Here is an 18,689-nt window from a genome sequence, read left to right on the forward strand (position 1 = left end):
AAAGACGATGTTCCTTGAACCCCTGCAATATCTTCTTGGCGCCTTCTCGGGTAGCCTGGTGGGCTTCACGCTCGGCCTCTTCGGCGGCGGCGGGTCGATCCTCGCTGTGCCGCTGATGGTCTATCTCGTGGGGGTTCCGGTCGCTCACATGGCTATCGGCACGAGCGCATTTGCCGTCGCGGCCAACGCTGCCACCAATCTTATTACTCATGCCCGCAAGGGCAATGTGATCTGGCGCTGCGCCCTGATGTACACAGTCGCCGGTATCGCCGGGGCCTTCATCGGCTCGACGCTCGGCAAGGCGATGGATGGTGAAAAGCTGTTGTTCCTCTTCGCCATTCTGATGCTGGTCGTGGGCGTGCTGATGTTTCGTGGCAGGGGAAATCCCGGCATTCCAGGAGCCACCTGCAACAGGGAGAAGGCACCCAAAGTTTTGGGTTATGGTGGCATAACTGGCGCGCTTTCTGGATTCTTCGGTATCGGCGGGGGTTTTTTGATTGTACCCGGCCTCGTCGCCTCAACCGGGATGCCTATTCTAAACGCCATCGGATCTTCGCTCCTGGCTGTCACCGCCTTTGGCCTAACGACAGCTTTGAGCTACGCCTTTTCGGGCCTGGTTGATTGGCCTCTCGCTGCCATATTCATCGGAGGTGGTGCCCTAGGCGGTCTTGCCGGCACTAGGGCCGCAAGCACACTTGCCAGCAAAAAAGGGATGCTCAATGTGGCATTCGCCGCCCTAATACTTGTCGTCGCCAGCTACATGGCCGCGGAGACGGTTGGCGCGATTCTATAGTCTGAACAGGGTCGCCTGACCTTGCCCTACTGCTTTGGGATGAGCAGCGGACTGGCGGCTTAGAGCGAGGTGACGTGAAAGCCGACAATACAGCGGCCCGAGCCACAAATTCGACGACGATGAGATTGTCCCTTGAGGTCCTTCGAGAGCGATATTTCTCGATCCGCCAAGCTTGTCCGCACATCGTTCGTCATATGATGAGCGGGTCTTGGCAAGGAGGATAGTATGCGCAGCCGTTCCCCGAAGATGAACTTATCGAGCGATATCCGCACGACGCTCAGCTGGGTGGCGCGCAATGAAAGTCAGACGACACGAATTCCCACCGGCCGCTTCTACTTTTGGAAAGTTCGTCTTCATGACCGAAAGACCGCAATAGGGTCGTCAATAGCCACCTTGGCCATTGCTACACCAGCCCCACACGCACTCTTGAAGTCTTGCGACCCACTTCAGCCGCAAGATGCAAATCTCACGCAGGGCCTCCGGCCGTCGAGGTGGAGCACTCAGTCCCCACATTCCATCGTCTGACTAACGTACCGCAATCCGATATAAAACGACTTCTACAAAACAGGTCGCGACAAAAACGTATCAATCGCTGGACAAGTCCGTGGTAGCATTAGCCTATTGTTAGGCACTAGCTTTCAAGTCGTGGAAGACGGGCAAACCCGCACACGCTGAAACCAAGCTTCAAAAGCATTGGTCTCATGGGAGGATTGTCGTGCAACCGGATCTCGAACTCGTCCGTATCGGCGAGACGGAATCGTTCAAGGCGTGGGAACACGGCTATCCGTTTCATACGGTGCGCTGGCATTTCCACCCAGAATATGAACTACACCTCGTCTGTGCCACGTCCGGCCGATACTTCATTGGCGATTTCATCGGCCAGTTCGCTCCGGGCAATCTTGTCCTTGTCGGACCTAACCTGCCGCACAACTGGGTCAGCGAACTCGCTGACGAAACGACTATCCCCTTGCGCAGCCGCGTCATGCAGTTCACCGAGGATTTCGTCAGCCGCATGATCGGCTGCTTTCCCGAACTCGCCGCCGCACGAAAACTCTTTAAGCGCAGCAGTTCCGGCGTCCTTTTCAGCCAAACCACCTCCGAGCGCGTCGCCGATCTCATGCGCCGGATTGTCCTCGCAACGGGCACCGAACGCATCGCACTCTTTCTCGGCATCGTCGCCGCGCTCGAAGCCGACCGCGATGCACAGACCCTGACCAGCCAGCATTACCTGCCTGATCCGTCGGGCTTCATGTCGACCGGCATCAACGAGGTTCTGGCCTATATCAACGAGAACCTCACCGAAGTGCTCGACGAGGCGACCCTGGCTAACCTCGCCGGCGTCACCCCTTCGACCCTCTCGCGCAGTTTTCGGCGCCACACCGGCCAATCGCTCACGAAATACGTCAACCGGCTGCGCGTTACGCTCGCCTGCCAGCTGCTGATGTCGTCCGATTTCGCCACCGTCACAGACGTCTGCTACGCCTCCGGCTTCAACAACGTCTCCAATTTCAACCGGCAGTTCCTGGGTTTGCGCGGCATGACGCCGACACAATTCCGGCGACTGCTCCTTGAAAACAAGAGTTTTGAGGAGGCTGCATGAACGCTGTCTCCTCACCTTGGGGCCCCGCCTAGCCCGGCCCCAGTCTGACTGAAACCTAGCCATCCATTCGCAACCGCAAGCAACCGGCGGATCGAGACAGTGCGTCTTGATCGCAGGAGGACGGTCTTTGCCAAGCGAATGGCCCCGACCCGACATCTCGTCGGATTTTTTAAGAACCGTCTCTGGAGGAGAACCATGAATACTATCGCTCTCAAGACTGCCGCCGCCCTTGCCATTGCCATGGCTGGCGCCGGCGCTGCCCAGGCCGCGACCACCGTCGCCTTCCTGATGCCCGACCAGGCTTCGACGCGCTACGAAGAGCACGATTGGCCCGGTTTTGAAGCCGCCATGAAAGAGCTCTGCGCCGATTGCACGCTGATCTACCAAAACGCCAATGCCGACGCCGCTCTGCAACAGCAGCAATTTAACTCGGTGATCGCTCAGGGCGCGACCATCATCGTGCTCGATCCGGTAGACTCTGCCGCTGCAGCCGCGCTCGTCGAGATCGCCCATTCTCAGGAGGTGAAGGTCATCGCCTATGACCGTCCGATCCCTGATCTGCCGGCCGACTATTATGTCTCCTTCGACAATGAAGGCATCGGCAATGCCATCGCGCAGTCGCTGGTCGATCATCTCAAGGCCGAAGGCGTCGCCGAGGGTTCGGGCGTTCTTCAGGTCAACGGCTCGCCAACCGACGCGGCTGCCGGCCTCATCCGCGACGGCATCGACAAGGCGCTCGATTCCTCTGGCTATGAGACCCTGGCCGAATTCGATACGCCGGATTGGGCGCCTCCCGCAGCCCAGGAATGGGTAGCCGGCCAGATCACTCGCTTCGGCGACAAGATTGTCGGCGTCGTTGCGGCCAATGACGGCACGGCCGGCGGCACCATTGCGGCCTTCAAGGCTGCCGGTGTCGATCCCGTCCCGCCGGTTTCTGGCAATGACGCAACCATCGCTGCGCTCCAGCTGATCATCGCCGGTGATCAATACAACACGATCTCCAAGCCCTCCGAGATCGTGGCCCGTGCTGCGGCCGAAGTGGCCGTCAAGCTGATGAATGGCGAGACGCCGGAAGCTACCCACACGCTCTACGAAACGCCCTCGCAGCTCTTCACCCCCGCCGTCGTCACCGCCGAAAACATCAAGGCGGAAATCTTCGACAAGGGCATCCAGACCGCTGCCGAAGTGTGCACCGGCGAATATGCCGACGCCTGCACGGCTCTAAGCATCAAGTAACGGGTCCCCAGGCTCCGCCCTCGGGGGCGGGGCCGCATTCACGAGGCAGCATCATGATCCAATCGAGCCAACCGCAAACCGAGCCGATCCTGAGGCTGCGCGGCGTTTCCAAGAATTTCGGGGCTGTCTCGGCCCTCACCGATATCGAACTCGACATCCATCCCGGCGAAGTCGTCGCCCTTGTTGGCGATAATGGCGCAGGCAAATCGACGCTCGTCAAAATCCTTGCCGGCGTCTTTCAGCCCAGTGCCGGCACCATCGAATATCTGGGCAACCCGGTGAGCCTCAGTGGCCCTGGCAAGGCGCTGGAATTGGGTATCGCCACCGTCTTCCAGGATCTTGCGCTCTGCGAAAACCTCGATGTCGTCGCCAACCTCTTCCTCGGCCATGAGCTTGCCCCCTGGCAACTCGATGAAGTCGGCATGGAATTGCGGGCATGGTCGCTCTTGCGCGAACTTGCTGCCCGCATTCCCTCGGTTCGCCAGCCCATAGCCTCGCTCTCGGGCGGCCAGCGCCAGACGGTCGCCATTGCGCGCTCTCTTCTGCTTGAACCCAAAATCATCATGCTCGATGAGCCCACCGCCGCGCTCGGCGTTGCTCAGACCGCCGAAGTGCTCAACCTTATCGAGCGCGTGCGCGATCGCGGCCTCGGGGTGATCATCATCAGCCACAATATGGAAGACGTGCGCGCCGTCGCCGATCGCATCGTCGTCTTGCGCCTCGGGCGCAACAACGGCGTCTTTACCGCCGACACCTCCCATCAAGACCTCGTCGCCGCCATCACTGGCGCCAGCGAAAACGCCGTCACCCGCCGCCAGAAATCGCGCGCTGAAGGCGCCGCCACCAGAGAGGCCGGACTATGACCACGCCCGATCCAAAAACCTCGTCGACCCTCGACCGCGCCGACAGCCGCGTGCGCAATGACGACAGCTTTGCCGGCGCCTGGCGCGGATTTATCGATCGCGTCCGCTCCGGTGACCTCGGCATGCTGCCAGTCATGGTCGGTCTCGTTCTCATTTCAGTCGTTTTCACCGCCCTCAACCCGGTCTTTCTCGCGCCCAACAACCTCGTCAACCTGCTCTTTGATTGCGCAACGGTTGGCGTCATTTCCCTCGGGATCGTCTGCGTCCTGATGCTGGGCGAAATCGATCTCTCGGTCGGCTCGATGAGCGGCTTGGCGTCCGCGATCATCGGTGTCCTTTGGGTCAACACCGGCATGCCTCTACCTGTCGCCATCATCGCAGCACTGGCGACAGGCGCCTTTGTCGGCTTTGTCTACGCCATCTTTTACACCCGGCTCGGCATGCCCAGTTTCGTCGCGACCCTTGCCGGGCTCTTGGCTCTCCTCGGCCTGCAGCTCTATCTCCTCGGCGCCACGGGATCGATCAACCTGCCCTTCCAGTCCGATCTCGTCCGCTTCGGGCAGACCATGATCATGCCAGATTGGCTTTCGTACCTCCTCGCAATCCTTCCTGGAGCCGTCATCGCCATCACTGGCTGGCGCACAAGCCAGCGCCGCGTCGCTGCGGGGCTTTCACCGCTCGCCATGCAGATCGTTTTTGCCAAGGCAATCATCCTCACGCTCGCTCTGGGTTTTGCGGTCTGGTACCTCAGCCTCGGTCGTGGTCTGCCTTGGATGTTCGCGCTCTTCGTGCTGATCGCAGTTGCGCTCAATTATGGCCTTACGCGCACCCAATGGGGCCGATCGATGTTCGCCGTCGGCGGCAATCGCGAGGCCGCCCGACGCGCTGGCATCAACGTCAACCGCATCTACACCTCGGCGTTCATCCTCTGTTCGACCCTCGCTGCAGCCGGCGGCATTCTCGGTGCATCCCGCCTCGCCTCCTCGAGCCAACAGGCCGGCACCGGCGACGTCAATCTCAACGCCATTGCCGCGGCCGTCATCGGCGGCACCAGCCTCTTCGGCGGTCGCGGCAGCGCCTGGTCGGCCGTGCTGGGCATCATCGTCATCCAAGCCATCTCCAATGGCCTGACCCTTCTCAACCTCTCGTCGTCCCTGCGCTACATGATCACCGGCGCCGTGCTCGCCATTGCCGTCATCGTCGACTCGCTGGCTCGCCGCAGCCGCGTCAGCCATGGCCGCGCCTGACTATTTTGGAGACTACAAAATGACCCAGAAACTTGGCGGCAAGGTCGCTGCCGTAACGGGGGCCGCCTCGGGCATCGGGCTCGAATGTGCACGCGCCATGCATGCGGAGGGTGCAAAGGTTGTCCTTATAGATCGCGACGCCGCACGCCTCGATGCGCTGGTGGACGAATTGGGCGAAGGCGCCTTTGCCCTCAGGATCGACCTTTTCGACCATGGACAAGTGGATGGTTTGGGCGAAGCCATCCGCGCCAAGGCCGGGGGCTTAGATATCTTCCACGCCAATGCCGGCTCCTATGTCGGCGGACCGGTCGTCGATGGTGACCCCGATGAGTGGGAGCGCATGCTCAACCTCAATATCAACGCCACCTTCCGCGCTGTCCGCTCGGTTTTGCCTCATCTTGTCGCTCAGAAAACGGGCGACATCGTCCTCACTAGTTCCATAGCCGGCCTTGTTCCTGTGGTGTGGGAGCCGATCTACACCGCATCGAAATTTGCGGTTCAAGCCTTTGTCCACACCCTCCGCCGACAGGTGGCCCCCGATGGCGTGCGCGTCGGCGCCGTCGCTCCCGGCCCTGTCGTAACCGCGCTTCTCAAGGATTGGCCAAAGGCCAAAATGGACGAAGCCCTCGCCAATGGCAGCCTGATGCAGCCGACGGAAGTCGCCGAAGCCGTGCTTTTCATGGTCACGCGCGCCAAGGGCGTGACGGTGCGCGACCTTGTCATCCTGCCCACCACTGTCGATCTCTGAAGGATATAAAATGACCACCGCGGCTCGGTATTTTGTCGGCATTGACGTCGGAACCGGCAGCGCTCGCGCTGGAGTTTTCAATGCCGATGGACACATGCTGGCCTCGGCCAAACGCGATATCGCCATCTTTCACGAGACCGGCAATATCGTCGAGCAATCGGGCAACAACATCTGGAATGCCATATGCGCATCGGTCCGTGAGGCCGTGGAGGCCAGCGGCGTCCTGCCCTCTTCGGTCGTCGGGATCGGTGTCGACGCGACCTGTTCGCTCGTAGTGGTTGGGAAGAACGGGAAACCGCTTGCCGTCGGTCCTTCGGAAGACCACGAGCGCAATATTATCGTCTGGATGGATCATCGAGCCGCCGAGCAAGCGAGACGGATTACCCGCATGGGCCATGATGTGCTGCGCTATGTGGGCGGAACAATCTCTCCGGAAATGGAAACGCCAAAGCTGCTGTGGTTGAAGGAAAACCGCCCGGAAACGTTCGACGCTGCCGAGTATTTCTTCGATCTGGCCGACTATATCACCTGGCGCGCCAGCGGCAGTCTTGCGCGATCCTCTTGCACGGTGACGTGCAAATGGACCTACCTCGCCCATGAGCATCGCTGGGATCCCACGTACTTCCGGGCCATCGGTCTTGATGCACTGGCCGATGAGGGTTTTGCCCGTATCGGCACCGAAGTGGTTTCACCAGGAACGCGCATTGGGGGCCTGACGGAGGAGGCGGCAGATCAACTGGGCTTGCCGGCGGGGACGGCGGTGGGCTCCGGCCTGATTGACGCACATGCAGGCGGGGTTGGAACAGTCGGCGCTCTCGGAACGCTCGAAGAGAATATGGCCTACGTCTTTGGTACATCGTCCTGCACGATGACAACGACCCAAAGCCCGGCCTTTGTCCCCGGGGTATGGGGGCCGTATTTCGATGCCATGGTTCCCGGCTTCTGGTTGAACGAAGGCGGCCAATCGGCCGCAGGCGCGGCCATCGATCGCCTGGTCTCCCTCCACCCCGCCAGTGGAGAAGCCAGCAAAAGAGCCGCAGAACTCGGGTTGCCGCTTCTTTCTTACCTGTCGCAGCTCGCCATAGGGCAATCCGCCTCGGCCTCTGACGCGATCGGCCTCGCGGATGGTGTCCACGTCGTCCCGGAATTCCTTGGAAACCGCGCCCCCCTTGCCGATCCCGACACCCGCGCAGTCATTGCAGGGCTCGGCATGGATCAGTCGGAAGCGAGCCTTGTCGCCCTCTATGTCGCCGGGCTCAGCGGCATCGGCTACGGTCTCAGGCAAATCATCGAAATCCAGGAGAAACACGGCGCGCCTATAAAGCGGATCGTGATCAGCGGCGGCGCCGGCCAGGACAATCTGGTACGACAAATCCTTGCAGACACCTCCGGCGTGCCGGTGGTCGTCACCGAGGCCAAGGAGCCGGTTCTGCTCGGATCTGCGATATTGGCGTCGATGGCCGCCGGGCACTTCCCCGACCTAACGACGGCAATGTCCAAAATGACCCGCGCCGCTGCTGCCTTCGAGCCAAACGATAGTGTTCGGCAAGTGCACGAAAAGCGGTTCGCCGTTTTCGTAAACCTACAGGCGATAGCGCGATCGCCGGAGGCAAGGCATAGCGCAACCTAGCGCCAGTCGCCACCTTCTCGCAGTGATTTAGGACTTTGTCGGCGGCACCGCTTCTCGAGTTCCGCCCGACTTTGCCATCTTGCGAAACCGCCCGATGTTTTGTGGTACGCGACTATTTCAAGTCAGTTCCCCATGGTGGAACGATGCGCCCAGCCGGTCATGCGCCTTTCGATCCAAGCCATGACCGCATACATGGCGATACCTTCGACAGCCAGCATGAGAAGACCCGCAAAGACCAGCGGCACGTTAAAGTTCGATTGTGCCGAGGCCATCATGTTGCCGAGGCCCGAATTGGACGCCACCGTTTCGCTGACGACCGAACCAACAAATGCCAAGGTGATCGCCACTTTCAGCGAGCCGAAGAAATAGGGCATCGAGCGCGGAATGCCGACCTTGAGCATGATGTCCATTTTCTTGGCGCCAAGCGCGCGCAGCACGTCCTCCGTTTCTGGTTCGATAGTCGCTAGGCCCGTCGCCACGTTTACAACGATCGGGAAAAACGAAATCAGAAACGCCGTCATCACCGCCGGCACAGTCCCGATGCCGAACCAGATGACAAGGATAGGCACCAGTGCCACCTTGGGAATGGCATTGAACCCCACCATTATGGGGTAGAGCCCGGCATAAATGGTCTTGGACCAACCGATGAAAAGCCCGATTCCGAGCCCTGCGACAACTGCGATCATGAACCCGAGCACAGTGGTGTAGAGCGTCTGCACCGAGTTCTTCCAGATCGGCGACCAGTATTGCGCGATGGCCTCGAACACTCGCGTCGGCGTCGGCAAAATCGTATGCGGCAGCCCGGACAGGCGAACGCCAATCTCCCAGATAACGAAGAGCCCGATCGTGTAGAGGAGCGGCGCGAGACGCACCCAATCGAGCTTGAAGGCCGGCTTTGGCGCAGTCGCAACAGGCGTAGGTGTTTCCATCGTCGTCATACTGCAGCCCTCGCCGTTGCGATTTCCCCGTGCAGCCGCTGCACCATTTCATTGAAAACGGGCTCGTAGAGCAGGTCCAACTGCCGTGGCCGCTCGAACGGCACCTCGTGCTCGGCAATCACCCTGCCCGGCCGCGCCGACATGACGACGACCTTATCGGCCAGGAACACACTCTCGCGCAGATCATGAGTCACGAGCACGATAGTGACATCCTGGCTCGCATGGAGGTCCCGGATCACGCACCAGAGTTCTTCGCGCGTAAAGGCATCGAGCGCACCGAACGGCTCATCGAGCATCAGCAATTCCGGTTCATGGATCAGCGCGCGGCACAGATTGGCCCGCTGCTGCATGCCGCCCGAAAGCTGCCAGGGGAATTTGTCGCCAAAGCCCTTCAGCCCCACCGTTTCCAGCAGTTTCTCTGCCTTGGCCACATATTCGGCTTTATGGCTGCGCAACCGACGCCGGTGTCTCTCGACTATCTCGAGCGGCAGCAGAATGTTTTCTAGCGTCGTCCGCCAAGGCAGCATGGTCGGGTTTTGAAAGGCCATGCCGACGATCGAAACAGGCTTGGTCACCTGACTATTGGCGACGATTACCGCCCCGTTCTGGGGAATATGCAGCCCCGTCGTCAGCTTCATCAGCGTAGATTTGCCGCAACCCGAGGGCCCGACCACGGCGACAAATTCGCCGCGATTGATTTTGAGGTTAAGCCCGCTGACCGCCAGCGTGCCGTCCGGCCCGCCATAGCGCATGTCGACGTTTTCGATGGAAACAAGCGGTGAAGCCATGCCGGTGCTCCAGAAGAAAAAGAGGTCTGCCCGGACCGTCCCCGTTCGCTCGAAAGAACGGTCCGGGCAGATGACCCAGGCGCCCTTTCGCCTGGGAAGATCGCCACCAAAGAGTTACGGCAGCATGCGCTCTGCAGCCGGCGGCAGATATTGTGCGTCGAACACATCAGCGGCAGTGACATTGCCCTTGAGGCCCATCGAGATCTTCAGCGTGTCGATGGATGCGGCCAGGCGCACCTCATCAATCCCGCCAAAACCGTTCTCGACCACATAGGGCGTCTTGATGTTCATCTCGTTCGCCATGGTCAGGCGCGCGGTTTCGGTGTCGATATTGAGCGTCTCATTGCGCGCCAATACGGCAGCGGCGCCTGCTGCCGGATCAGCCACGGCATCGGCAAAACCCTTGGCGAGCGCCCGAACAAACCCCTTCACGGCCTCCGGATTCTCCTCGGCAAAGGTCTCGTTCACCATGACGGCGTTGCCGTAAAGGTTCAGGCCGTGGTCCGCAAAGAGGATAGTGGCGATATCGTCGTCCGGAACGCCATTGGCCTTGAGGTTAAGGATCACCGAGAAAGCAAAGCCAAAAACGCCATCGACATCCCCCGAAGCCAGCATCGGCTCGCGCACCGGAAAGCCGATCGACTCGATGGTAATGCCCGAAGTGTCGATCCCCGCCGCTTCGACGAAGGCTGGCCATTGCGCAAAGGCGCCATCGGGCGGCGGTGCGCCGAGCTTCTTGCCTTCGAGCGATTTCGGATCGTCGGTGATCCCCAGAGATTTGCGACCGATGACCGAGAACACCGGCTTGTCATAGACCATCATGATGGCCTTGCCCGGCTGGGTGTTGTCCTCGTCGAGAAACTTGATCAGCGAATTGATGTCGCCGAAGCCAAACTGGTAAGCGCCGGTGGCGACGCGCGGAATGGCCTCAACTGAGCCATTGCCGGTATCGATGGTGACATTAAGTCCCTCGTCGGCAAAATACCCCTTGTCCTGCGCCAGCAGAAACCCTGCTGCTGGCCCTTCGAACCGCCAATCCAAAGTCAGCTTGACGTCGGTTTGCGCCAATGCAGGCACGGCGAAAATCAGAGAACTGAAGAGAGTAGCGGTCGCCAGAAGGCGAGGCGTGAGCATGGGTCTTCTCCGTGTTTGCTGGACACAAACAACCAAGACAAATTCATGCGCGCAAGTGGAAACTGATTAAAATTACCGCTGAAATAATATATGCATATTTTTTAGGCTGCAGTGCTAACATGTGGCCGTCATAGTTTGGGCTACGCACCATTTGGCGCGCTATACACGTGAAAATCTAGTTCGCAGGTCAGGGTCGCCCCAGATTGATCTTCGGCTTACGCAAGCGACGGAAAAGCCCGCGCTTCGTGAAAGCTTCGAAAATCTCTTCGGGACCCTCTGGATCCAAAACCTCGTGGTCCGCGAGCCATGCCTCGACGGCGCTTAAATCCTCAGGAGCGTATGGGACCAGAGATTTGCCATTGTTACGCAGGCCTTCGATGGCACCGATCAGTCCTCGCGCGTTCACTTCCCGCTCGAGGATGTCGGGCGAAACGGCAAGATGCTCTCCGAGTAAGCTATTGCGAATGGCCCTGACCGTTTCACTGACAGCTTCATTCTGAGCAAACGTCGCATCGATAGTGACGTCGCATTCGGTGTCGAGGCGCATGGAGCGATTGTTCAGATTTGACGAGCCGATGCGTACGACCTCGTCATCGATGATAAGGATTTTAGCGTGGACGTAGATTGGCTCGCCGCCACTGGTGACCGGCGTGTAAATCCGAAAGCGCCCATGCGTGTCCAGCCGGTTCAGCGCCTGATAAAGGCGAGCACGGGCGGTGTCCATCGCCAGGGGCTCCAGCCAACCTTGCGCGCTATCGGGGTTGATGACGACGATTTCGGGTCCATCGGCCTCCTGGAGGCGCTTCGCCATTGCTTCAGCCACCCGCCGCGACGCGAAATATTGGCTTTCGGCATAGATGTAGCGTTTTGCCCTGGCAATCTGATCGAGATACAGGTGCTCGATCTCGAGAACTGACGGCCGGCCGTCGATCTCAGGCGCAGAACGAGAGACTGCGATGGGCACATCAACGAATTGCGCATCGAGAGCGTCAGGCCAAGGCGATTGCTGCTTGCCCAGTTCTGGCATTGGCCTTCCTCCGGCCGTGATCCATCGATCGCGTGCGATGTCGGCGAGTGTGCGTGCAATCGGCCCTTCCAATGCCGTTGTGGCGTCATGCCAGGGTTTGTGCGGCTTGCCATTCGGACGCACGCGGCGTGGGTCTTCGTGTATATGGTCGCGTGTGTCCCAGCGGTCCTCGGTCATGTCGATGCCGCCACAAAAGGCCAGCGCCTCGTCGATCACGACGATCTTTTGGTGGTGCGATGCCGCTGGCGGATGGGCTCCATCGAGCTTGGTGTGAATACGTCTATGGCTCATCCATTTGAAGACGGTGAAAATGGTGGAGCCGCGAGCCAGCATCTTGAGGGCACCTAGATCCCAACGCAGCAGAAAGACTTCAAGTTCAGGGTTCTGCTGAACGAGCCAATAGATGAAGTCGCCGACTTTTTCAGGCGCACCATCGTTCGTGGGAGCGCCCAACCGGATGCGGGCATCAAAGTCCCAACCGATCAACACGATGCGCTTTTTCGCCTTCAGCATCGCTGCTCGCGCAACGCGGAAATAGTCATCCGCATCGATGATGACAGAAGCTCGCGTAGCGGTCTCGACCCGATAACAATTGACGCCTGGTAGAAGCGGGGCGCCACCGTCTCGCCGAACCATCCATTCATCCTTTATCGGCAGCGTCTAAGGCTTGGCTGCAGAACAGCGATCGCATCCCGATCGATCGCGATCAGAACGAATGTCTACCCATTAGGTTTCCATAGCCTGAGCCGGCCGCCCTCGAAGTTGCGACAGCCTTTTGCAACGTCAAAGCACGATCAAAATCACCCTTGGAGTTCGTAGGGACAGTCCGCAACGCGCCCGGTCGTTCAGACTGCCAATCCGATGTCCTCCAAACAGTCGGTCTGCTGAAATCGAGACAGTGGCAAATGGGGTTGATCGCCAACTCCGCGACGGTTCAGAACTCCTCGATTCCACCGCGAAGCAGTCGAAGCAATTCGGTATTCGAACCAATCTCTATGCACGTTGCGCTACCCTGCCCGCTCTCGAGCGCCAGCCTATCTTTTGGTCCAAATACCTCATCATATCGAAGCGTCCAGCGGAGAAGTTGGATCCGAATGCCATCCCGACGAAGCACGCGAGATAGCCGGAGCCACACCGGTGGCACCATTCGAATAATAGCGTCGGCGCGTTGAACCCGATCTATATAGGTCCTGCTATTGCCACCCTCGATGATCCACCTTTCTTGGGCCGTCAGCCGGCGCACGCGTGCATCGATATCGTCTGGAGCTCGCAGGTTTCCAAGCGGATCCCACACCTCCTCATCAACGGCATGGACGGGTAGTTCATAACGACGACCAAGACGTCGAGCGAGCCAGGTCTTGCCTGATCCAGGGCCGCCGATAATCATGATCCTGCGTATAGCCATTGCTCTGACTTAGCACGCGGCGTCATCACTCGCATGTCCGGTCAACGCAAAACCAAATCCAGTGGGAATGGCCGAAACGGGGTCGCAACGTGCCACTGCATCTGTGGCAACGGGCGTTATCGGACATTTCCCCGATTGCCCTACTCCGCCACCAAGCGGCTTCCCCCAAGAATGAGAGGTCGCACGAGACAATTTTTTCATCGAGACAGGCTCGCCGCATGAGCGTCGTTGTAGGGCTAACATTCCTAAAGATTGCAAACGGTCGAACTCACGGCCCAGAAATGCCGCTTGGCGCAGCGGGGCACCGTGAGCATCCGACTGACTGGCTCTCAGCCTCCTCTAGCTTGCCCCCTCTACTCGGTGAAAACCTTTTTGCGTTGATGCGGACAGCGGGTAGAGCCATCAGGATCAGCGCGACAGCGCCCTGATGAATATCACCCGTTTCTGCGGCTCCGTTCACCGGGACCCGCACCAGGCAGCCGACATCAGTTCGCCGGCCTCTTCACCTTACCTCTGACGTAAGAAGGCTTGCGTTCTGCGACCAGCAGCGCATATGGTGCCCATATCCACAGGGGTGCTCCGTAGGTCGGGGCTGAGATGAGGGCGGGAAGCCTTCGGACCCTATAGCTGATCTGGGTAATACCAGCGGAGCGAGGCGGGCCATGTTTTCGGGCGCACAGATATCCCTATACCCAATGACCGACGATTTCGTCGGCGTCATCATCAGTGCTTTGGGCGCGCTCGATCCCTATCGCGACCAGTTGCGCATTGAAACCGACGATATTTCCACTCTGCTCGTCGGTCCGCCCGAAGTGCTGTTCCCGGCCATGCGCGATCTCTTCAGCGCCACCGCCCGGACCGGCAAACATGGCGTGCTCTCGGCCACCATTTCGCGCGGCTGCCCTGGCGAGCCCGACGATCCCATCTGCAATTCGACCCAATTCGACGACACCGCCGCGCCCTTGGCCGAACGGCAGGCCGCGGCGCTGACTGCGGTACAAAATGCCCCCCACATCGGCGTGTTCTCTGTGGTCCAGCTCTCGCTTTACGTTCTGGGCCAAGGCAACCATATGGACGAAATCTATGGCTGCATCGACTTCCTCAAGCAGTCAGGCACCTTCGAGAAGTCCAAGCATTTCGCCACCAAGCTCAGTGGCGATACCGGCGCGCTCTTTGCCACCATCGAGCAGGCCTTCTGCCGCTTCGGTCCGCCGCAAGGCCATGTCACCATAGATCTGACGGTTTCAGCCAACAGCCCCAGCGCGCGCTGAACCCAAGGGCCATTCATGTCTATTATAGCCCCGTCGCGACAATTCGCGCGCTTTATCCGCCATGCCGGCCCGGCCATTGCCTCAGTCTCCACGCTGATCCTGACCTGGGAGACCTATGTGCAACTTTCGGGCATTTCGCCTACTGCGCTGCCAGCGCCCTCGCGCATCATCGTCCAGGGTTACGAGCAGCGCGAAGCCCTCACCGGCCATACGATCGCAACGCTTCAGGCCACCACATTCGGCTTTGCGTCCTCCCTCATCGTCGCCTTTCTCTTTTCAATCCTGATCGACTTTTTTCGGCAGCTGCGCCGGGCGCTGTTTCCCGTATTCATCATCACGCAGACCCTGCCGCTGGTCGCCATCGCGCCACTGATTGTGCTGTGGTTCGGCTTTGGTCTCACACCCAAAATCGTGCTGGTCGCGCTCGTGACCTTCTTCCCCATGCTTGTCGCCCTAACCCAGGGCTATGAAGCCACCGACCGCAATATCTCAGCCCTGCTCGCCTCAATGGGTGCGTCCCACTGGCGCATTTTCGTTATGGCCCGCCTGCCCTCGGCACTGCCTTATTTCTTTGCAGGCCTGCGCATTTCCATCACCTATGCCGTGGTGGGCGCCATCTTTGCCGAATATGCCGGCGCAGCCCGGGGCCTCGGCATCTATATCCTCAATGCCAAGAACAATTTCCGCCCCGATCTCGTCCTTGCTGCGGTCTTTGTCAGCGCCACGCTCACGCTGCTGCTTTTTGGCGCCACCGTGCTCTTGCAGCGCGCCGCCATGCCCTGGGCCCGGCTGTCGGAGGCCCGTCCATGAGTTCCGCCCGTCTAGACCTCAAAAACCTGCGTAAGAGCTTCGGGCACACTCACGTCCTCGCGGATATCAACCTCAGCGTTCAGCCGGGTGAATTCGTCTCGATCCTCGGCCCTTCCGGTGCCGGCAAATCCACCATCCTGCAATTGCTGACCGGCGCCATCGCACCCGATGGCGGCCAGATGCTGCTCGATGACCAGCCACTCACGCCAGCTCAACATCGCTTCGCCTTCATGCCGCAAGGCGATGCGCTCATGCCCTGGCGCCGCATCATTGATAACGCCACGCTTGGTCTTGAAGTCCAGGGTCTCGGCCGCCAGGCCGCCCGTTCCAGGGTTATCCCGCTCTTTGAAGAATTCGGCCTTGCCGGGTTCGAAAACCATTATCCCGCCCAGCTATCCGGCGGCATGCGCCAACGCGCCGCCTTGCTGCGCACAGTCGTCCAGCAACGCCCAATGCTGCTGCTCGATGAGCCCTTCGGCGCTCTAGATGCCCTCACCCGCGCCCAGATGCAGCGCTGGCTCGCCGACATGTGGACCCGACATCGCTGGACTGTGCTGCTGATCACCCATGATGTGCGCGAGGCCATGCTGCTCTCGGACCGCATCTATGTGCTGTCGGCCCGCCCGGCCTGCGTCGCCCACCATTTTCAAGTGCCCCTTGATCACCCACGCCACAGCGTCGGGTCACCCGAGCTTGCGGCCCTCGAAGCTCGAATTTTGCAGACCCTGCTCAATCCGGAGGACTAATTCATGCCCATTTCCCGTTTGATGATAGCGCTCGGCCTCGCCGTCAGTCTAGTCGCAACCCCGGCCCTTGCCCAGGGCACACCCGTCTCCATTGCGCTCGACTGGACGCCCAATACCAATCACATCGGCCTTTATGTTGCCAAGGCCAAGGGCTTTTACGAGGAGGCTGGGCTCGCCGTCGAGATCCTGCCCTATACCGATACATCTGCTGGTACGCTGGTCGCCAATCAGGTCGCCGATTTCGGTATTCTGGGCTCTATCGGCCTTTTCACGCAGCGCACCGCCGGGGCCGATCTGGTGGCAACCTATGCCCTGGTCCAGACCGAAACCGGCCGCCTCGTCTTCAATGCCGACCGGCAGGACATCCGGTCTCCCAGAGATCTCGATGGCAAAATCTATGGCGGCTTCGGCAGCGCATGGGAGAGCGCCCTGATCGACACGATCATCCGTCATGATGGCGGTAAGGGCGAGTTCGAGACCGTCACCCTTGGCACCTCCGCCTATGAAGCGCTTGCCAATGGTGCCGTCGATTTCACCCTCGAAGTCTACACCTGGGAAGGCATTAAAGCCGAGCGCGACGGCCCTGCCCAGCGTGCCTTCCGCTACGCCGACTTCGGCGTGCCCGACCAGCACACCAATTTCATTGGCACCAGCAATGCCTACCTTGCCCGCAACGCGGACACCGCCAAAGCGTTCATCACGGCCAGCCAGCGCGGCTATGACTATGCCGTCGCCCATCCCGATGAGGCTACTGACATTCTCGTCGCAGCCAATGCCGATGTGTTGCTCCACCGGGACTTTGTCCGGGCCTCGCTGGAGGCCTTGATCGATGGGCACTATATCCGGGGCGAAAATGGCGCGATCGGCACCATCGACCCTGCCAAAATGGAGGCTATTGGCACATTTCTCTTCGATGCCGGCATTCTCAAGGATGGCAATGGCGCTCCGGTAACTGCCAAGCCCGATTTCACCGCCTATTACGCCAACGATTATCTCGACGCTGCACCATGAGCAGAGGCCGGCGCATGGGCCTCAATGCCGTCATCTTCGGCATCGGTAGTCATGAGGCCGGCTGGCGCATGCCCGAAAGCAATGCCCTGGCCTCGACGGATCTCAACTATTGGATCGACATTGCCCGGCGCGCCGAAGACGGTGGCTTCGACGCCTTGTTTCTGGGCGATGTGCTGGCGCTCCAGCACAGTGCGGACCGGCATCTCTGCGATGCCATGGACCCGCTGATTATCCTCTCGTCACTTGCGTCAGTGACCAGCCGCATCGGCCTCATCGGCACCGCCTCGACCAGCTTCGACCACCCATTCCATCTCGCCCGGCGCTTTGCCTCCCTCGATCACATCAGCAAAGGACGCGCGGGCTGGAACATCGTCACCTCCTCCAACCCGCTCGAAGCCTATAATTTCGGGCTCGATGCCATGCCCGATCACGCCGAGCGCTATGCTCGCGCCGCCGATGTCACCCAGGCTGTCATTGCCCTGTGGGATTCCTGGCAGGCCGACGCGCGAATTGCCGAAAAACAATCGGGCCGCTACCTCGATCTCGCCAAGGTGCAGCCTATCGATCATAAAGGTCCCTTTGTCCGCAGCCGTGGTCCGCTTAATGTGCCGCGCTCCCCGCAGGGTCGCCCCATCCTTGCACAGGCTGGCGCCTCCGAAGCCGGGCGAGACTTTGCCGCCCGCTATGCCGACATGGTTTTCACCGTACAGTCCGACCTTGGCGATGCGCAGGCCTTCTATCGTGACATGAAGGCGCGTGCCGTCCAGCATGGCCGAGCCCCCGAAAGCCTTCTTATCTATCCCGGCCTTGTGCCCATCGCCGCTCCCACTTTCGGTGAGGCTGAAGACCGCCTTGAGCAGATGAACAGCTTCATGGTTATCGAACACGTCCTCGCCAAGCTTTCCGAATTCCTTGGCACCGATCTTTCCCAGGCGGATCTCGACGCACCCTTGCCCGACACCGTTCGCGCTCATGCTGCAACAAGCCAATCGAGCCAGAGCCGTGTCGCTGTGTTGGCCAACATCGCCCGCCGCGACAGCATGACCCTGCGCCAATTGTTGATGCGCATGGCAAGTGGACGGGGGCACCTGCTCGCAGTCGGCACCGGCTCGGACATTGCGACGACGATGCAGTTGTGGTTCGACAATGAAGCGGCCGACGGCTTCAACGTCATGGCCCCAATTATGCCTGCTGACCTGCAGAGCTTTATCGATCTGGTAGTCCCGCAACTCCTCGAGCGCGCCGTGTTTGCAACAGACGAACAAGCGACCCTGCGGGCCCGTCTACGGCTGCCGTAGGGTAGAGCACTGCTGGAAAAGTCGCTCCATTCTTTAGCACTGACCGGCGCCTTTCGGTCGCTCGACGGAGCTTTACGCGTTCCTGGAAAGGGAGATCACGCGATGGCGCGGTGCGTAGCGGCAGGAGCCCTAACGGCTAATGAT

At 60.1% G+C, this 18,689-nt stretch carries 16 protein-coding genes and 1 riboswitch; of the genes, 12 read left to right on the forward strand and 4 right to left on the reverse strand.

Annotation, left to right across the window (positions count from 1 at the left end; genetic code table 11):
• The first annotated feature begins 7 nt into the window (after positions 1–7).
• From ASE94_RS17465 to ASE94_RS17495, 7 genes are all read left to right on the forward strand, one after another.
• Complete coding sequence (locus ASE94_RS17465; RefSeq protein ID WP_062631447.1) at positions 8–793, forward strand: sulfite exporter TauE/SafE family protein; 786 nt, start codon at positions 8–10, stop codon at positions 791–793.
• A 715-nt stretch (positions 794–1,508) separates the two neighbouring features.
• Complete coding sequence (locus tag ASE94_RS17470; RefSeq protein WP_061909904.1) at positions 1,509–2,393, forward strand: AraC family transcriptional regulator; 885 nt, start codon at positions 1,509–1,511, stop codon at positions 2,391–2,393.
• Positions 2,394–2,588: 195 nt separating this feature from the next.
• On the forward strand, positions 2,589–3,629 hold the full coding sequence (locus ASE94_RS17475) for a sugar ABC transporter substrate-binding protein (RefSeq protein ID WP_062631448.1): 1,041 nt from the start codon (positions 2,589–2,591) through the stop codon (positions 3,627–3,629).
• A 53-nt stretch (positions 3,630–3,682) separates the two neighbouring features.
• The gene (locus tag ASE94_RS17480) at positions 3,683–4,492 is read left to right on the forward strand and encodes an ATP-binding cassette domain-containing protein (protein WP_200913694.1); all 810 of its coding nucleotides are present in this window, start codon (positions 3,683–3,685) and stop codon (positions 4,490–4,492) included.
• Positions 4,489–5,739, forward strand: coding sequence for an ABC transporter permease (locus tag ASE94_RS17485; RefSeq protein ID WP_061909900.1), 1,251 nt, complete (start codon positions 4,489–4,491; stop codon positions 5,737–5,739). The genes ASE94_RS17480 and ASE94_RS17485 overlap by 4 nt, the downstream gene beginning before the upstream one ends.
• Positions 5,740–5,758: 19 nt before the next feature.
• Positions 5,759–6,487, forward strand: coding sequence for an SDR family oxidoreductase (locus tag ASE94_RS17490; RefSeq protein ID WP_061910772.1), 729 nt, complete (start codon positions 5,759–5,761; stop codon positions 6,485–6,487).
• 10 nt (positions 6,488–6,497) lie between these two features.
• Entirely contained in the window at positions 6,498–8,117 is a 1,620-nt protein-coding gene (locus ASE94_RS17495) for an FGGY-family carbohydrate kinase (protein WP_156352202.1), read from the forward strand.
• 122 nt (positions 8,118–8,239) lie between these two features.
• Here the strand turns inward: ASE94_RS17495 and ASE94_RS17500 are convergent, their stop codons facing one another.
• The 4 genes from ASE94_RS17500 to ASE94_RS17515 all read right to left on the reverse strand — a co-directional run bounded on the left by ASE94_RS17500 (position 8,240) and on the right by ASE94_RS17515 (position 12,640).
• A complete protein-coding gene (locus tag ASE94_RS17500) occupies positions 8,240–9,046 on the reverse strand; it encodes an ABC transporter permease (protein ID WP_244484197.1) in 807 nt (268 codons plus the stop codon).
• A 5-nt stretch (positions 9,047–9,051) separates the two neighbouring features.
• Positions 9,052–9,843: an ABC transporter ATP-binding protein gene (locus tag ASE94_RS17505; RefSeq protein WP_244484173.1), complete on the reverse strand. Its 792-nt coding sequence runs from the start codon at positions 9,841–9,843 to the stop codon at positions 9,052–9,054.
• 114 nt (positions 9,844–9,957) lie between these two features.
• Positions 9,958–10,977 carry an ABC transporter substrate-binding protein gene (locus ASE94_RS17510; RefSeq protein ID WP_062631449.1) on the reverse strand — a complete coding sequence of 340 codons (1,020 nt, stop codon included), beginning with the start codon at positions 10,975–10,977 and terminating at the stop codon, positions 9,958–9,960.
• A 187-nt stretch (positions 10,978–11,164) separates the two neighbouring features.
• A complete protein-coding gene (locus ASE94_RS17515) occupies positions 11,165–12,640 on the reverse strand; it encodes a phospholipase D-like domain-containing protein (protein ID WP_062631450.1) in 1,476 nt (491 codons plus the stop codon).
• 1,329 nt (positions 12,641–13,969) lie between these two features.
• Positions 13,970–14,081: riboswitch (TPP riboswitch) on the forward strand.
• Here ASE94_RS17515 and ASE94_RS17525 point away from each other — a divergent pair.
• From ASE94_RS17525 to ASE94_RS17545, 5 genes are all read left to right on the forward strand, one after another.
• A complete protein-coding gene (locus ASE94_RS17525; protein ID WP_062631471.1) occupies positions 14,072–14,680 on the forward strand; it encodes a YkoF family thiamine/hydroxymethylpyrimidine-binding protein in 609 nt (202 codons plus the stop codon). Its footprint overlaps the riboswitch before it by 10 nt.
• 15 nt (positions 14,681–14,695) lie before the next feature.
• Complete coding sequence (locus ASE94_RS17530; protein WP_062631452.1) at positions 14,696–15,490, forward strand: ABC transporter permease; 795 nt, start codon at positions 14,696–14,698, stop codon at positions 15,488–15,490.
• The gene (locus ASE94_RS17535) at positions 15,487–16,236 is read left to right on the forward strand and encodes an ABC transporter ATP-binding protein (protein ID WP_062631453.1); all 750 of its coding nucleotides are present in this window, start codon (positions 15,487–15,489) and stop codon (positions 16,234–16,236) included. Before ASE94_RS17530 ends, ASE94_RS17535 begins: the two co-directional genes overlap by 4 nt.
• Before the next feature lie 3 nt (positions 16,237–16,239).
• Positions 16,240–17,247, forward strand: a complete 1,008-nt coding sequence (locus tag ASE94_RS17540) for an ABC transporter substrate-binding protein (protein ID WP_062631454.1) — start codon at positions 16,240–16,242, stop codon at positions 17,245–17,247.
• Complete coding sequence (locus ASE94_RS17545; protein WP_062631455.1) at positions 17,244–18,545, forward strand: LLM class flavin-dependent oxidoreductase; 1,302 nt, start codon at positions 17,244–17,246, stop codon at positions 18,543–18,545. Before ASE94_RS17540 ends, ASE94_RS17545 begins: the two co-directional genes overlap by 4 nt.
• Positions 18,546–18,689 lie beyond the last annotated feature (144 nt).

It is taken from the genome of Devosia sp. Leaf64 (genome assembly GCF_001421945.1).
In the GTDB taxonomy this organism is placed as follows: domain Bacteria; phylum Pseudomonadota; class Alphaproteobacteria; order Rhizobiales; family Devosiaceae; genus Devosia.

What these genes read in the sequence shown, in the direction of transcription:
- ASE94_RS17465 (WP_062631447.1), top strand. Translation starts at nt 8, where the DNA reads ATGTTCCTTGAACCCCTGCAATATCTTCTTGGCGCCTTCTCGGGTAGC.
- ASE94_RS17475 (WP_062631448.1), top strand. Translation starts at nt 2,589, where the DNA reads ATGAATACTATCGCTCTCAAGACTGCCGCCGCCCTTGCCATTGCCATG.
- ASE94_RS17480 (WP_200913694.1), top strand. Translation starts at nt 3,683, where the DNA reads ATGATCCAATCGAGCCAACCGCAAACCGAGCCGATCCTGAGGCTGCGC.
- ASE94_RS17485 (WP_061909900.1), top strand. Translation starts at nt 4,489, where the DNA reads ATGACCACGCCCGATCCAAAAACCTCGTCGACCCTCGACCGCGCCGAC.
- ASE94_RS17490 (WP_061910772.1), top strand. Translation starts at nt 5,759, where the DNA reads ATGACCCAGAAACTTGGCGGCAAGGTCGCTGCCGTAACGGGGGCCGCC.
- ASE94_RS17495 (WP_156352202.1), top strand. Translation starts at nt 6,498, where the DNA reads ATGACCACCGCGGCTCGGTATTTTGTCGGCATTGACGTCGGAACCGGC.
- ASE94_RS17500 (WP_244484197.1), bottom strand. Translation starts at nt 9,046, where the DNA reads ATGGAAACACCTACGCCTGTTGCGACTGCGCCAAAGCCGGCCTTCAAG.
- ASE94_RS17505 (WP_244484173.1), bottom strand. Translation starts at nt 9,843, where the DNA reads ATGGCTTCACCGCTTGTTTCCATCGAAAACGTCGACATGCGCTATGGC.
- ASE94_RS17510 (WP_062631449.1), bottom strand. Translation starts at nt 10,977, where the DNA reads ATGCTCACGCCTCGCCTTCTGGCGACCGCTACTCTCTTCAGTTCTCTG.
- ASE94_RS17515 (WP_062631450.1), bottom strand. Translation starts at nt 12,640, where the DNA reads ATGGTTCGGCGAGACGGTGGCGCCCCGCTTCTACCAGGCGTCAATTGT.
- ASE94_RS17525 (WP_062631471.1), top strand. Translation starts at nt 14,072, where the DNA reads ATGTTTTCGGGCGCACAGATATCCCTATACCCAATGACCGACGATTTC.
- ASE94_RS17530 (WP_062631452.1), top strand. Translation starts at nt 14,696, where the DNA reads ATGTCTATTATAGCCCCGTCGCGACAATTCGCGCGCTTTATCCGCCAT.
- ASE94_RS17535 (WP_062631453.1), top strand. Translation starts at nt 15,487, where the DNA reads ATGAGTTCCGCCCGTCTAGACCTCAAAAACCTGCGTAAGAGCTTCGGG.
- ASE94_RS17540 (WP_062631454.1), top strand. Translation starts at nt 16,240, where the DNA reads ATGCCCATTTCCCGTTTGATGATAGCGCTCGGCCTCGCCGTCAGTCTA.
- ASE94_RS17545 (WP_062631455.1), top strand. Translation starts at nt 17,244, where the DNA reads ATGAGCAGAGGCCGGCGCATGGGCCTCAATGCCGTCATCTTCGGCATC.